Here is a 14786-nt window from a genome sequence, read left to right on the forward strand (position 1 = left end):
CCAAGGACATGACCCGCGTGATCGCCGGCCGGGCCGGTGGACGCCGTCTCGCAGTACCGCCGGGCCACGGAACCCGCCCCACCTCCGACCGGGCGCGCGAGGGCCTGTTCTCCACCTGGCAGTCCCTGCTCGGCGGCCCGCTGGACGGTGAACGGGTCCTGGACCTGTACGCCGGCTCGGGCGCCGTCGGCCTGGAGGCCCTGTCCCGCGGCGCCGGGCACACCCTGCTCGTGGAGGCCGACGCACGCGCGGTCCGCACACTCCGCCAGAACGTGCGGGCACTCGGCCTGCCCGGCGCCGAGGTGCGGGCGGCCAAAGCGGAGCAGATCGTCCACTCCCCGCCGCCGGACGAGCCGTACGACATCGTCTTCCTCGACCCCCCGTACGCCGTCACCGACCACGATCTCCGCGAGATTCTGCTCACACTCCGCGCCCAGGGGTGGCTCGCGGAGGGCACCCTCGTCACCGTGGAGCGCAGCACCAGAGGCGGTGAATTCGGGTGGCCGCACGGATTCGACGCGATCCGGGCCCGTCGCTACGGCGAAGGGACGTTTTGGTACGGTCGCGCCGCTTCCACGAGCGAAGACGCACCATGACCGGACCGGAGAGCGAGGGATCCCAGTTGCGCCGCGCAGTCTGTCCCGGGTCGTTCGACCCCATCACCAACGGACATCTCGACATCATTGCCCGTGCCTCCCGCCTCTACGACGAGGTGTACGTGGCGGTGATGATCAACCAGTCCAAGAAAGGCCTGTTCGAGATCGACGAGCGGATCGACCTCATCCGCCAGGTCACCGCCGAGTACGGCAACGTCCGGGTCGAGGCCTTCCACGGCCTCCTCGTCGACTTCTGCAAGCAGCGCGACATCCCGGCCATCGTCAAGGGCCTGCGCGCCGTCAGCGACTTCGACTACGAGCTGCAGATGGCCCAGATGAACAACGGCCTCTCCGGCGTCGAGACGCTCTTCGTGCCCACCAACCCCACCTACAGCTTCCTGTCGTCCTCCCTGGTCAAGGAGGTCGCGGCCTGGGGCGGCGACGTCTCGCACCTGGTGCCGCCGCAGGTATTCGAGGCCCTCACCCGGCGCCTGCGGAAGGACTGAGCCGCTGACGGCCCGTCACCCGGTGTCCAACGATCACCTCATGGCCGTACAGTCGTCCCGTCGGTCTCCGACACATCGGTAGTCCAACACATCTGTGGAGAGTGGCGAGCACACGGTGGACGTGCAGAAGAAGCTCGACGAGATCGTGGCCACGGTCTCCGGCGCCCGGTCCATGCCCATGTCGGCCTCGTGCGTGGTCAACCGCGCCGATCTGCTCGCGCTGCTCGAAGAGGTGCGCCAGGCCCTGCCCGGCTCGCTCGCGCAGGCGCAGGAGCTGATCGGCGACCGCGAGCAGATGGTCGAGGAGGCCCGGCGCGAGGCCGAGCGGATCATCGAGAGCGCGCACGCCGAGCGCGGCTCGCTGATCTCCGGCACCGAGGTCGCCCGCCGCTCCCAGGCCGAGGCCGACCGGATCCTCGCCGAGGCCCGCCAGGAGGCCGAGGAGGTCCGCGCCGAGGCCGACGACTACGTCGACTCCAAGCTCGCCAACTTCGAGGTCGTCCTCACCAAGACCCTCGGTTCGGTCGGCCGAGGCCGCGAGAAGCTGCTCGGCACCGGACCCGGCCTCGACGAGGACGGCTACGAGGACGAGGACGCCCCCGAGCGCAGCCACGACCCGGAGACCCTGCGCCGCAACGCCGACGCGTACGTCGACGCCAAGCTCGGCGCCTTCGAGGCGGTCCTCGCCAAGACCCTGGAGGCCGTCGGCCGCGGCCGGCAGAAGCTGCACGGCCACATCGCCACCGACGACCTCGGCGCCCTCGCCGACGACACCACCACCGTCCAGCACTCCAGCGACGCCGACTACCTCGCCGGCCTCGCGGCCCTCGCCGACACCCCGTCGGTCCCGGCCCAGGCCGCTCCCGCCGAGCAGCCCGCCCAGCCGCAGTACGAACCGCAGCCGGCCTACGGCTACCAGCAGCCCGCGCAGACCGACCCGTACGGCGGCTACCAGCAGGGCTACGGCGGCCAGGACCAGTACGGCTACCAGCAGGCCGACCCGTCGTACGCCTACCAGGGCTACGACCCCCACCAGCAGCCGTACGACCCGAACCAGGCCCAGCAGGAACAGCAGACCCAGCAGGGCCAACAGGACCACCAGGGCTACGCCCAGCCGCAGGCGCACGCCCTCGACGAGACCAGCCTGTTCGACACCAGCATGATCAGCGCCGAACAGCTCCGCGCCTACGAGCAGGGCCGCGGCCTGTAGGCCGGATTGGGACGAGAGCGGAAGGTCCAGTATCCTGGCTCTTCGGTCGCGTGTACGTCCGCGATCCGCGCTGCCCGGGAACACCCCCGGGTCGGCGTCCCGCCGAGCTCGGAAACCGAAAGCAGGAATGGCTCACAACGCCCGCCTCGACCACCGCGACCCTCTCGTGTTCGACACGCACGAGCTGGGACGGCGGCCCGGCGCGCTGCAGCGCCTGACCCGCACGGCCCCCGCGCCCAGGGACCTCGGTCTCGCGGGAGTGATCGGAGTGCCGGAAGGCGCCCCGGTCGAGCTCGAACTCCGGCTCGAGTCGGTCATGGAAGGGGTGCTCGTCACGGGCACCGCCCGTGCACAGGCCGAGGGGGAGTGCGTAAGGTGTCTGGAGCCGCTCGGGTTCGATCTCGAAGCGGACTTCCAGGAGCTGTTCTCGTACCCTGACGCCGACGAGCGGGGCCGTGGGACCGCACGGTCCGACGACAACGCCGACGACGACGAGGACGACGAGGACAGGCTCTTCCTCGAGGACGGATTGTTCGACCTCGAACCTCTGCTGCGCGATGCGGTGGTGCTCGCACTGCCGATGCAGCCGGTGTGCCAGGAAGACTGCCCGGGTCTGTGCTCCCAGTGCGGAGCGCGGCTCGCGGACGACCCGGACCACCACCATGACGCCGTCGACATCCGTTGGGCGGCTTTGCAGGGACTCGCCGGCACCATGAAGGACGGCGAGAAGGACGAGATGGGCGGCGCCGAACCGGGCGTCGACGAGAAGCAGGAGAAGTAGCCGTGGCCGTTCCGAAGCGGAAGATGTCGCGCAGCAACACGCGCCACCGCCGGTCGCAGTGGAAGGCTGCGGTCCCCACCCTGGTTGCGTGCGAGCGCTGCCACGAGCCCAAGCAGCAGCACATCGCGTGCCCGTCGTGCGGCACCTACAACAAGCGCCAGGTCCTCGAGGTCTGAGCGGCTGGTGAGAGGCACTGTGTCCACTGCCAAGAAGGCGGAAGGCGCCGAAGCAGGCAGTCCCCGTCGACGCGGAAGTGCTCCGTCGGACAACACGGCCTCGTCCCACACGCTTCTGGAAGGGCGGCTCGGCTACAAGGTCGAGTCCGCCCTTCTGGTGCGCGCGCTGACCCACCGTTCCTACGCGTACGAGAACGGCGGCCTGCCGACGAACGAGCGGCTGGAGTTCCTCGGTGACTCCGTCCTCGGTCTCGTCGTCACGGACACGCTGTACCGCGCCCACCCCGACCTGCCCGAGGGCCAGCTGGCCAAGCTGCGGGCCGCGGTGGTCAACTCACGTGCGCTGGCGGAGGTCGGCCGTGGCCTCGACCTGGGCTCCTTCATCCGGCTCGGCCGCGGTGAAGAGGGCACGGGCGGCCGGGACAAGGCGTCCATCCTCGCCGACACCCTGGAAGCGGTGATCGGCGCGGTCTATCTCGACCAGGGCCTCGACGCGGCCTCCGAACTGGTGCACCGCCTGTTCGACCCGCTGATCGAGAAGTCCTCCAACCTCGGAGCCGGCCTGGACTGGAAGACGTCCCTCCAGGAGCTCACCGCGACCGAAGGGCTCGGCGTGCCCGAGTACCTGGTCACGGAGACCGGCCCCGACCACGAGAAGACCTTCACTGCTGCCGCCCGCGTCGGAGGCGTCTCGTACGGCACCGGCACCGGCCGCAGCAAGAAGGAGGCGGAGCAGCAGGCCGCCGAGTCCGCGTGGCGGTCCATCCGGGCCGCGGCGGACGAGCGCGCCAAGGCGGCGCCGGCCACCGACGCCGCCGACGAGACGTCGGCTTCCGCCTGACCCACAGCACGACCCGAGCGCCCGCCCGCCCCGGGGTGGGCGCTCGGCCCATACGACGGCCCTCGCGGCCGTGGAGGTACAGGGGAGTCATGCCCGAACTGCCCGAGGTCGAGGTCGTACGGCGCGGCCTGGAACGGTGGGTCGCCCACCGCGGCGTCGCCGGTGTCGAGGTGCTGCACCCGCGCGCGATACGGCGTCATCCGGCGGGCGCGGAGGACTTCGCGCAGCGGCTGAAGGGCCACCGCGTCGGCCTGCCCAGCCGCCGCGGCAAGTACCTGTGGCTGCCCCTCGAGGACAGCGGTCAGGCGATCCTGGCCCACCTCGGCATGAGCGGCCAGTTGCTCGTCCAGCCGCTCCAGGCGCCCGCCGAGAAGCACCTGCGCGTCCGCGTCCGCTTCGACGACGCGCTCGACACCGAACTCCGCTTCGTCGACCAGCGCACCTTCGGCGGCCTGTCGCTGCACGACACCACCCCCGACGGGCTGCCCGACGTCATCGCGCACATCGCCCGTGACCCCCTCGATCCGCTGTTCGACGACGAGGCCTTCCACCAGGCGCTGCGCCGCAAGCGGACCACCATCAAACGGGCCCTGCTCGACCAGTCGCTGATCAGCGGCGTCGGCAACATCTACGCGGACGAGGCGCTGTGGCGGGCCCGCATCCACTACGAACGTCCCACCGCCGGCCTCACCCGCCCGCGCACCGCCGAACTCCTCGGCCACATCCGGGACGTGATGCACGCGGCCCTCGCCGTGGGCGGCACCAGCTTCGACAGCCTCTACGTCAACGTCAACGGCGAGTCCGGCTACTTCGACCGCTCCCTGGACGCCTACGGCCGCGAGGGCCTGCCCTGCCGCCGCTGCGCCACCCCGCTGCGCCGCCGCCCCTGGATGAACCGCTCCAGCTACTACTGCCCGAGATGCCAGCGGGCGCCGCGCCCGACGGCGTGACGCCCGAGGCGGCACCGGCGGAAAGCCGCTGCCACCCGGGAGCCCGCCGTGCCGTCAGTAGCCGAAGTTCTGCGTCCACCACGGCCCGCCGGCGCCGAAGTGCACGCCGACGCCCAGGGTCTTGAAGTCGCAGTTCAGTATGTTGGCCCGGTGGCCGGGGCTGTTCATCCAGGCCTCCATCACCGCCGCCGCGTCGGCCTGGCCGCGGGCTATGTTCTCGCCGCCGAGATTGGTGATGCCGGCCTTCGCCGCCCGGTCCCACGGCGAGGCGCCGCTGGGGTCGGTGTGGTCGAAGAAGTCGCCCCCGGCCATGGCCTTGCTGAAGTTCTCGGCGAGGCCGGTCAGCGCGCTGCTCGCCGCCACGGGGGTGCACCCCGCCTTGGCCCGCTCCTCGTTGACGAGCCTGAGCACCTCGGCCTCCACGGCGGCCTCCTTGGAAAGCCCCGCCGGAGCCTTCGCCCTGCCCGGTGCCTTGGTGGCCGTGCCGGCCGGTGGGGTCTCCGGCTTCGCCGTCGTGTCCGGTGCCGCGGTCGGCTCCTTGGCCGGTGCCTCGGTGGGCGCGGCCGACGGCGAGGCGGTGTCCGGCGCGGAGGCCGAGGCCGACTCCGAGGCGGAGGCCGGCTCCGAGACGGACGGTGCGGGAGAGCCGGGCCGGTCCGCGTCGCGGCTCGTGGAGGAGCCGCCGGCCCGGCTGCCCGGATCGGCGCTGCCGGACGTACCGCCCTGCGGGCTCTCGCTGCTCGTCGGCGAGTCCGCGGCCTGCACCCTGTCGGCGCTGCCGCTGTTCCCGCCGCCCAGCTTGTAGTTCTCCAGACCCGGCACGGCTCCGGTGGCCACCGCCACCGTGCCGAGGGCGACCGCGGCCGAGACCCCGAGCAGCCCCGTGCGGACCGGTGTCGCGGCCTTCTTCCGGCGGTGGCCGCGTCCGCGCGGCCCGTCCGACGGGTTGAAGCCCTCGGCCGGGAAGGCCACCGTGTCGCTGGCGTGGGCGTGGGCGGGGGCGTGGTCGTCGTCCGGCGCGAAGAGGTATTCCTGGGCCTTGGTGTAGGCGTCGGCGTACAAGTCCGGGTTCAGGTAGGGCGCGATGCCCATGCGGTCGTCGTGGTCCTGCGGGCGGGCGTCCCGCGGATCGTGGCCCCCCGTGTAGGAGCCGTACGTCTCCGTGACCCCCGTGGCGCGGCCCGTGGCGGCGCGGCCGGCGTCCGAGCGTCGGTGGCGTCCCATGTCCTGGCCTTCCTCGTCCCTGGCGGTCGACACGCGCCCTGAGCCGTCGCGGTCAACCCAACTCACTCGATCGAGTGAGTTTCAGATGAGATTCATTGGGTCCGGACGGTACCGCATGGTGCGAGGGGAGGAAGTGCCCCGAGAGACATTGGCCGGTTAGGTTGCAGTCATGAGCGAGGATGTGCGACTGGTCGCCTGGGTGCGCGGACGAGTCCAGGGAGTGGGTTTCCGCTGGTTCACGCGGGCCAGGGCCCTGGAGATCGGCGGGCTGAGTGGTTTTGCTCTCAATCTGGGCGACGGGCGGGTGCAGGTGGTCGCCGAAGGCACCCGAGAGGCCTGCCAGAAGCTCCTCGACTGGCTGCAGGGCGCCGACACGCCCGGGAGTGTGGACGGCGTCACCGAGATCTGGGACACACCTCGCGGAGGCTACGACGGCTTCGCGATCCGCTGACCGTGTGACGCTCCGCGGCCCCGACGGAAACGGCGAAAGCCGCCACCGGAACCTGCCCGGAAAGGAAAACGAGCAGGTGATTGCCGAGAAAGGCTTGCCGTGGCGGGCTCCGCAGGGCAGGATGATCGCCACGCCCCGAAGGGCCCGCAGGAGTCGCAGCGCCACCGTTTTGCGGTCGCGTGCCCCCGGGACACCCATCGATACGGGGCGTGATCGTGTTGACCGTCAAACTTTTTGGTGAGACGCTGAAAGCCCGCGCACCTCGGCTGTTTGGCATGGATGAACGGCAGCACAACTGAACAGTGCCAAGCACCACGGGTGCGAATCCCTCACGACCCACACCGCTTCGGTCGGTCACTCAGTGTGGAGGACCATCCATCATGGCAAAGGCGCTTCTCGGTTACGTCGGCGGCTCCGACCCTCGACTCCTCGCCGAGATGCGACGGCTCCAGCAGCGCGTCCAGGATCTGGAATCCGAGCTGGTACGGATCCAGGCGGAGAACGACGCGCTGGCGGCTGCCGCTTCTCACGACAGGATCATGGAGCGCGTCGACGCACACCAGGCGGAGCCTGCGCTCACCTGATCACTGCATCGCACAACGACACGGTGGTTGGGCTGCCCGTATCAACCGCTCAGCCGTCAGAGTTGCAAGGGACGCCTCGGCGTCCCTTCTTTCTTCCCCCGCTCTTTCCCCCCGCCTTCCTGCCCCGAGCATCCTTTCACCGTCTTAACGTCTGGTGTGCCCTGCATGGTCATGCGTGAAACCGCGCGGTTGCGAGGGTTCGTGGAGTGGGATAACGGCGGCGGGTAAAGTCCGAGGCCGTGCACCTCAATGCCCTGACCCTCCGCGGGTTCAAGTCGTTCGCCTCGGCGACCACGCTCCGGTTCGAACCGGGGATCACGTGCGTCGTCGGCCCGAACGGCTCGGGCAAGTCCAATGTCGTGGACGCGCTCAGCTGGGTCATGGGCGAACAGGGCGCCAAGTCGTTGCGCGGCGGCAAGATGGAGGACGTCATCTTCGCCGGCACCACCGGGCGTCCGCCGCTCGGCCGCGCCGAGGTGTCGCTGACCATCGACAACTCCGACGGGGCGCTGCCCATCGAGTACGCCGAGGTCACCATCACGCGGATCATGTTCCGCAACGGCGGCAGCGAGTACCAGATCAACGGTGACACGTGCCGTCTGCTCGACATCCAGGAGCTGCTGTCCGACTCCGGCATCGGCCGGGAGATGCACGTCATCGTCGGCCAGGGCCAGCTCGACTCCGTCCTGCACGCCGACCCCATGGGCCGCCGCGCCTTCATCGAGGAGGCCGCGGGCGTCCTCAAGCACCGCAAGCGCAAGGAGAAGGCGCTCAGGAAACTGGACGCGATGCAGGCCAACCTCGCGCGCGTGCAGGACCTCACCGACGAACTGCGCCGCCAGCTCAAGCCGCTGGGCCGCCAGGCGGCGGTCGCCCGCCGGGCGGCGGTCATCCAGGCCGACCTCCGCGACGCCCGCCTGCGCCTGCTGGCCGACGACCTCGTACGCCTCCGCCAGGCACTGAAGGCCGAGATCGCCGACGAGGCGGCCCTGAAGGAACGCAAGGAGGCCGCCGAGCAGGAGCTGAGGAAGGCCCTGCGGCGCGAGGCCCTGCTGGAGGACGAGGTGCGCCGGCTCGCCCCGCGCCTGCAGCGTGCCCAGCAGACCTGGTACGAGCTGTCCCAGCTCGCCGAACGCGTGCGCGGCACGATCTCGCTCGCCGACGCGCGCGTGAAGAGCGCCACCTCCGCGCCGCCCGAGGAGCGGCGCGGGCGCGACCCGGAGGACCTGGAGCGGGAGGCCGCCCGGGTCCGCGAACAGGAGGCCGAGCTGGAGGCGGCCCTCGAGGCGGCCCAGCGGGCACTCGACGACACCGTCGCCCACCGCGCCGAGCTGGAACGCGAACTCGCCGACGAGGAGCGCCGCCTGAAGGACGCGGCCCGCGCCATCGCCGACCGCCGCGAGGGCCTGGCCCGGCTCAGGGGTCAGGTGAACGCGGCCCGCTCGCGCGCCGCCTCCGCCCAGGCCGAGATCGACCGGCTGGCCGCGGCCAGGGACGAGGCCCAGGAACGGGCCGTGGTCGCCCAGGAGGAGTACGAGGCCCTCAAGGCCGAGGTCGACGGCCTCGACGCCGGCGACGAGGAGCTCGCCGGCCGGCACGAGGCGGCCAAGGCGGCCCTGGCCGAGGCGGAGGCCGCCCTCACCGCCGCCCGCGAGGCGGTCACGGCGGCCGAACGCGAACGGGCGGCGACCCAGGCCCGCCACGACGCCCTGGCCACCGGCCTGCGCCGCAAGGACGGCACCGGCGCCCTGCTCGACGCGAAGGACCGCCTCACCGGCCTCCTGGGCCCCGCCGCCGAACTCCTGACGGTCACCCCCGGCTACGAAACCCCCCTGGCCACCGCCTTCGGTACCGCCGCCGACGCCCTGGCGGTCACCTCTCCCGCCGCGGCCGCGGAAGCCCTCCGGCTCCTGCGCAAACAGGACGCGGGCCGCGCGGCCCTGCTCCTCGCGGCCTCCGGCGCGCCGGGCGGCGAGCGGGCCGAGGACCGTACCGCAGCCGAGCGGGCCGAGGACCGTACCGCAGCCGAGCGGGCCGAGGACCGTACCGCAGTGGGGCATCCCTTCGCCGCCGATCTCGTCAGCGGCCCCGCCGAGCTGATGCCCGCCGTACGCCGTCTGCTGCGGGGGATCGTCGTCGTCGGCACGCTGGAGGACGCCGAGGACCTGGTCCAGGCGCGGCCCGGTCTCACGGCCGTGACCGCGGAAGGGGATCTGCTCGGGGCGCACTTCGCGCAGGGCGGGTCCGCCGGGGCGCCCAGTCTGCTGGAGGTGCAGGCCGCCGTGGACGAGGCCGCCGCCGAGCTCCAGGGGCTCGCCGTGCGGTGCGAGGAACTGACCGGGGCACAGCGGCGGGCCGGTCAGCGGCGCGAGGAGTGCGCCGCCCTGGTCGAGGAGCTGGGGGAGCGGCGGCGGGCCGCCGACCGGGAGAAGTCCGCCGTCGCGCAGCAGCTCGGCCGGCTCGCCGGACAGGCGCGCGGCGCCGCCGGGGAGGCCGAGCGGTCCGCGACCGCCGCCGCCCGCGCCCAGGAGGCCCTCGACAAGGCGCTCCAGGAGGTCGAGGAGCTCGCCGAACGGCTCGCCATCGCCGAGGAGATGCCGATCGAGGAGGAGCCCGACACCTCCGTACGGGACCGGCTCGCCGCCGACGGCGCCAACGCCCGCCAGACCGAGATGGAGGCCCGTCTCCAGGTCCGCACGCACGAGGAACGGGTCAAGGGGCTGGCCGGCCGGGCCGACTCCCTGGACCGGGCCGCCCGCGCCGAACGCGAGGCACGCGCGCGTGCCGAGCAGCGGCGCGCCCGGCTGCGTCACGAGGCGGCCGTCGCCGGGGCGGTCGCCTCCGGCGCCCGGCAGCTGCTCGCGCACGTCGAGGTCTCCGTGGCCCGCGCCGAGCAGGAGCGCGCCGCCGTGGACGCGGCCAAGGCCCGGCGTGAGCAGGAGCTGACCGCCGCCCGCACCGAGGGACGCGAACTCAAGGCCGAACTCGACAAGCTGACGGACTCCGTCCACCGCGGCGAGGTCCTCGGCGCCGAGAAGCGGCTGCGCATCGAGCAGCTGGAGACCAGGGCACTGGAGGAGCTCGGCGTCGAACCGGCGGGGCTGGTGGCGGAGTACGGGCCGCACCAGCCCGTGCCGCCCTCGCCCCCTGCCGAGGGCGAGCAGCTGCCGGACGACCCCGACCACCCGCGCAACCGGCCCGGGCCCTTCGTCCGCGCCGAGCAGGAGAAGCGACTGAAGGCCGCCGAGCGCGCCCATCAGCAGCTCGGCAAGGTCAACCCGCTGGCCCTGGAGGAGTTCGCGGCGCTGGAGGAACGCCACAAGTTCCTCGGCGAACAGCTCGAGGACCTCAAGAAGACCCGGGCCGACCTCCTCCAGGTGGTCAAGGAGGTCGACGAGCGCGTCGAGCAGGTCTTCACCGAGGCCTACCGGGACACCGCGCGCGAGTTCGAGGGCGTCTTCGGCAGGCTCTTCCCGGGCGGCGAGGGACGTCTCGTCCTGACCGACCCCGACCACATGCTCACCACGGGCGTCGACGTCGAGGCCCGCCCGCCGGGCAAGAAGGTCAAGCGGCTGTCCCTGCTCTCCGGCGGCGAGCGGTCGCTGACGGCCGTCGCGCTGCTCGTGTCGATCTTCAAGGCACGTCCGAGCCCGTTCTACGTCATGGACGAGGTCGAGGCAGCCCTGGACGACACCAACCTGCAGCGGCTGATCCGGATCATGCAGGAGCTGCAGGAGGCCTCGCAGCTCATCGTGATCACGCACCAGAAGCGCACCATGGAAGTGGCGGACGCGCTCTACGGCGTCTCCATGCAGGGCGATGGCGTGTCGAAGGTCATCAGCCAGCGGCTGCGCTAGCCGGAGCACGGACGGGGGCCGCCGAGGCCCCGCCACCCCGGGCCGGAACACCTGTGCCATGGCCCCCGCGTGCTTCCGCGACTTCGGGGTAGTCGGATCATGTCCGATACGTGACTGCAACATTTGAACACAAGCCCGCCCGGCGGGCAGCGGAAGCTCGCTGCAGCACCCGTTGCGGCAGGGGAATTGACTTCGACACTTGAAGGCATGGTCTCTGCAGCGTTGCTTTTACCCTCAGATCTCACCTGGAAGGGCTGACCCCCACCCCGGCAGCGTTGCCGGTGCGCCCGAGGAGTTACACGTGACCAGCACAGAGCAGGCCCCCAGGCCAGGAGTCGGTACAGCTCGTCCCGAGCATCTCGGGCACGTCATCTTCATCGCGGCGTCGGCCGCCATGGGCGGTTTCCTCTTCGGTTACGACAGCTCCGTGATCAACGGCGCCGTCGAGGCCATCCGGAGCCGCTACGGCATCGGACCCGCGGAGCTGGCCCAGGTCATCGCCATCGCCCTGATCGGCTGCGCCGTCGGCGCCGCGACCGCGGGCCGCATAGCCGACCGCATCGGCCGCATCCGGTGCATGCAGATAGCCGCGACCCTGTTCACCGCCAGCGCCCTCGGCTCGGCCCTGCCCTTCGCCCTGTGGGACCTCGCCTTCTGGCGCATCGTCGGCGGCTTCGCCATCGGCATGGCCTCGGTCATCGGCCCCGCCTACATCGCCGAGGTCGCCCCGCCCGCCTACCGCGGCCGCCTCGGCTCCTTCCAGCAGGCCGCGATCGTCGTCGGCATCGCCGTGTCCCAGCTGGTCAACTGGGGTCTGCTCCACGCCGCCGGCGGCAACCAGCGCGGCAGCCTGATCGGCCTTGAGGCCTGGCAGGTCATGCTGGGCGTGATGGTCGTCCCGGCCGCGCTGTACGGGATGCTCTCCTTCGTCATCCCCGAATCCCCGCGCTTCCTGATCTCCGTCGGCCGCCGCGACCGCGCCCGCGCGATCCTCGCCGAGGTCGAGGGCAAGGACGTCGACCTCGACGCCCGCGTGGCCGAGATCGAGACCGCCATGAAGCGCGAGCACAAGGCCACCTTCAAGGACCTGCTCGGCAGCAGCTTCCTCTTCAAGAGGATCGTCTGGATCGGCATCGGCCTGTCCGTCTTCCAGCAGTTCGTCGGCATCAACGTCGCGTTCTACTACTCCACGACGCTGTGGCAGTCGGTCGGCATCAACCCGACGGACTCGTTCCTCTACTCGTTCACGACGTCGATCATCAACATCATCGGCACCGTGATCGCGATGATCTTCGTGGACCGCATCGGCCGCAAGCCGCTCGCGCTCATCGGCTCCTCCGGCATGGTCGTCGGCCTGGCCCTGGAGGCGTGGGCGTTCTCGCACCCGCTGGTCGGCGGCAAGCTGCCGGCCACCCAGGGCATGGTCGCCCTGGTCGCCGCCCACTTCTTCGTCCTGTTCTTCGCCCTGTCCTGGGGTGTGGTCGTCTGGGTGCTGCTCGGCGAGATGTTCCCGAACAGGATCCGCGCCGCCGCCCTGGGCGTGGCCGCCTCCGCCCAGTGGATCGCCAACTGGGCCATCACCGCGAGCTTCCCGTCGCTGGCCGACTGGAACCTCTCCGCCACCTACATGATCTACACGTTCTTCGCGGCGCTCTCCATCCCGTTCGTCCTGAAGTTCGTCAAGGAGACGAAGGGCAAGACGCTGGAGGAGATGGGGTGACACCCGGCACGGACCCGAGGAGAAGGGCCCAGGTCCCCGCCGCCCCTCTCCTCGTCCCGTCCGCCGCCGGACGGACCGGGCGTTCTCGCGGGCGGAAGTCCCCCGCGGTGGAGGGGGGAGTGGCTGGGGCGCCTCAGACGCCCAGGGGCTCGGGCTGCTCGGCGGGGGTCGCGGCGGCCGCCGCCCGGGGCGGCACCGGCGGTTTGGGCAGCGCCAGGTACAGCAGCCCGGAAACCAGGATCGTCGCGATCCAGCCGAGGCCGTACTCGCCGATGACGTTGTTCCGGGCCAGCGGGCCGGTGAACCAGGTGGACGTGGTGAACATCAGGCCCGCGGCGAGGCCGGTCGCCCAGGCGGTGACCGCGGCGGGGGAGAAGCCGCCCCGGTACCAGTAGGCGCTGGTGCGGGTGGTGTCGGCCATGGCCCGGCCGTCGTACTCCGTACGCCGCAGCATGTCCGCGCCGAAGACGCCGACCCAGGCGGAGAAGGCGACCGCGAGCAGCGACAGGAAGGCGATGAACGAGCCGATGAAGCCGGTCGCCGCCAGCATCAGCACACCGCCGAACGCCAGCGAGATCACGGCGTTGACCGAGACCGCCCAGTGGCGCGGCACCTTGAACCCCAGGGTCTGCGCGGTGAAGCCGGCCGAGTACATCGACATCGCGTTGATCAGCAGCATGCCGATCAGCGCGATCAGCAGATACGGCACCGCGATCCAGGTCGGCAGGACCTCCCCGAGGAAGGAGACCGGGTCGGCGGCCGACGCGAGGTCCGGAACGGAGACCGCCATCACCGCGCCCATGAGCACCATCGGCAGGACGACGATGCCGGCCCCGCCGATCGAGGTGCCCACGATCGCCCTGGCGGAGGCCGTACGCGGCAGATAGCGCGTGAAGTCCGGCGCCGACGGGATCCAGCTGACGCCGCCCGCCGCGATCATGCCGATACCGGTGATCACCGCGGCCGTCGGACCGGCGGAGCGGGCGAACACCCTCGGCCAGTCGGTGTCCACGATCAGATGGGCGAGGACCAGGACCGAGAACAGGCCGAAGAGACAGGTCGCGTACTTGTTGCACCTCTGCACGGCGTTGATGCCGAGCCCGGAGATCACGAAGGTCGCGACGACGAACGCCAGCAGCATCACCATGTCCAGCGCGCCGTTCGCCTTCAGACCGAACAGGATGTGCAGGACGGTGAGCATCGCGTAAGCGCCGACCACCGCGTTGATCGTCTCCCAGCCCCAGCGGGCCACCCAGATCAGCGAGCCGGGCAGCAGGTTGCCGCGCTGCCCGAAGACCGCGCGGGACAGCGCCATGCCGGGCGCCCCGCCGCGCTTGCCCGCGATGCCGATCAGCCCGACCAGGCCGTACGACACGACAGGGGCGGCGACGGCGACGACGAGCGCCTGCCAGAGGTTGAGGCGGTACGCCACGACGAGGCTCGCGCCCATGGTGAGCAGCAGCACGCTGATGTTGGCGCCGACCCAGGTGGGGAACAGCTCGCGGGTTCTTCCGGTGCGCTCATGGTCGGGCACCTGCTCGATGCCGCGGGTTTCCAGTGCGCCTTCCGTCTCGGCGGTCTTGCTCATGCGGTCTTGCTCATGAAGAAGGAGTCCGTACCTCGGTAGGGGGAAGCGGCTCTGCGCGTGGGGACGCGACCCACCCCATCGTACTTTGATCGGACTTGCGGCAATCAGTGGCGTTTGTCTCCTGGCTGAAGACGCAAGCCCCCTCAGGCCGGGAACCATGGCTGATACTGGCAGGGTTATGGAAACCATCATCCTTGCTGTAGTCATCGCCGTGGTGGTGCTCGGTGCGCTCGGCGGGCTCATCGTCGGCAGCAGGCGGAGGAAGCCGCTGCCCCCGCCGAGCGCACCGAGCACCACCACGG

13 protein-coding genes are annotated in these 14786 nt (G+C 71.3%); 11 read left to right on the top strand and 2 right to left on the bottom strand.

What is annotated here, in order from left to right:
• The first annotated feature begins 8 nt into the window (after positions 1-8).
• From rsmD to mutM, 7 genes are all read left to right on the top strand, one after another.
• Positions 9-596 carry a 16S rRNA (guanine(966)-N(2))-methyltransferase RsmD gene (gene rsmD, locus C1I97_RS05610; RefSeq protein WP_111002109.1) on the top strand — a complete coding sequence of 196 codons (588 nt, stop codon included), beginning with the start codon at positions 9-11 and terminating at the stop codon, positions 594-596.
• Positions 597-622: 26 nt separating this feature from the next.
• Positions 623-1102 (top strand): pantetheine-phosphate adenylyltransferase, encoded by a 480-nt coding sequence (gene coaD, locus C1I97_RS05615; RefSeq protein WP_181446580.1) that lies wholly within the window; start codon positions 623-625, stop codon positions 1100-1102.
• 115 nt (positions 1103-1217) lie between these two features.
• Positions 1218-2312, top strand: coding sequence for an ATP synthase F0 subunit B (locus tag C1I97_RS05620; protein ID WP_111002111.1), 1095 nt, complete (start codon positions 1218-1220; stop codon positions 2310-2312).
• 127 nt (positions 2313-2439) lie between these two features.
• Positions 2440-3093 carry a YceD family protein gene (locus C1I97_RS05625; protein ID WP_111002112.1) on the top strand — a complete coding sequence of 218 codons (654 nt, stop codon included), beginning with the start codon at positions 2440-2442 and terminating at the stop codon, positions 3091-3093.
• A 2-nt stretch (positions 3094-3095) separates the two neighbouring features.
• Positions 3096-3269 carry a 50S ribosomal protein L32 gene (gene rpmF / locus C1I97_RS05630; RefSeq protein WP_003951102.1) on the top strand — a complete coding sequence of 58 codons (174 nt, stop codon included), beginning with the start codon at positions 3096-3098 and terminating at the stop codon, positions 3267-3269.
• A gap of 7 nt (positions 3270-3276) precedes the next feature.
• Complete coding sequence (gene rnc, locus C1I97_RS05635; protein WP_181446581.1) at positions 3277-4110, top strand: ribonuclease III; 834 nt, start codon at positions 3277-3279, stop codon at positions 4108-4110.
• A gap of 89 nt (positions 4111-4199) precedes the next feature.
• Positions 4200-5060 (top strand): bifunctional DNA-formamidopyrimidine glycosylase/DNA-(apurinic or apyrimidinic site) lyase, encoded by an 861-nt coding sequence (gene mutM, locus C1I97_RS05640; protein ID WP_111002114.1) that lies wholly within the window; start codon positions 4200-4202, stop codon positions 5058-5060.
• 54 nt (positions 5061-5114) lie between these two features.
• Here the strand turns inward: mutM and C1I97_RS05645 are convergent, their stop codons facing one another.
• The gene (locus C1I97_RS05645) at positions 5115-6284 is read right to left on the bottom strand and encodes a CAP domain-containing protein (protein WP_111002115.1); all 1170 of its coding nucleotides are present in this window, start codon (positions 6282-6284) and stop codon (positions 5115-5117) included.
• Between the two features lie 169 nt (positions 6285-6453).
• On the opposite strand from C1I97_RS05645, the gene C1I97_RS05650 reads away from it, so the two are divergent.
• The 4 genes from C1I97_RS05650 (at position 6454) to C1I97_RS05670 (ending at position 12896) form a co-directional block, all read left to right on the top strand.
• On the top strand, positions 6454-6735 hold the full coding sequence (locus tag C1I97_RS05650; protein WP_111002116.1) for an acylphosphatase: 282 nt from the start codon (positions 6454-6456) through the stop codon (positions 6733-6735).
• Between the two features lie 380 nt (positions 6736-7115).
• On the top strand, positions 7116-7319 hold the full coding sequence (locus C1I97_RS05655) for a hypothetical protein (RefSeq protein WP_018567931.1): 204 nt from the start codon (positions 7116-7118) through the stop codon (positions 7317-7319).
• A 239-nt stretch (positions 7320-7558) separates the two neighbouring features.
• Complete coding sequence (gene smc, locus C1I97_RS05665) at positions 7559-11176, top strand: chromosome segregation protein SMC (protein WP_111002117.1); 3618 nt, start codon at positions 7559-7561, stop codon at positions 11174-11176.
• Positions 11177-11477: 301 nt separating this feature from the next.
• A complete protein-coding gene (locus C1I97_RS05670) occupies positions 11478-12896 on the top strand; it encodes a sugar porter family MFS transporter (protein ID WP_111002118.1) in 1419 nt (472 codons plus the stop codon).
• Between the two features lie 133 nt (positions 12897-13029).
• Here the strand turns inward: C1I97_RS05670 and C1I97_RS05675 are convergent, their stop codons facing one another.
• The gene (locus tag C1I97_RS05675; protein WP_111002119.1) at positions 13030-14484 is read right to left on the bottom strand and encodes a cytosine permease; all 1455 of its coding nucleotides are present in this window, start codon (positions 14482-14484) and stop codon (positions 13030-13032) included.
• Positions 14485-14786 lie beyond the last annotated feature (302 nt).

It is taken from the genome of Streptomyces sp. NTH33 (assembly GCF_003236365.1).
Taxonomy (GTDB): domain Bacteria; phylum Actinomycetota; class Actinomycetes; order Streptomycetales; family Streptomycetaceae; genus Streptomyces.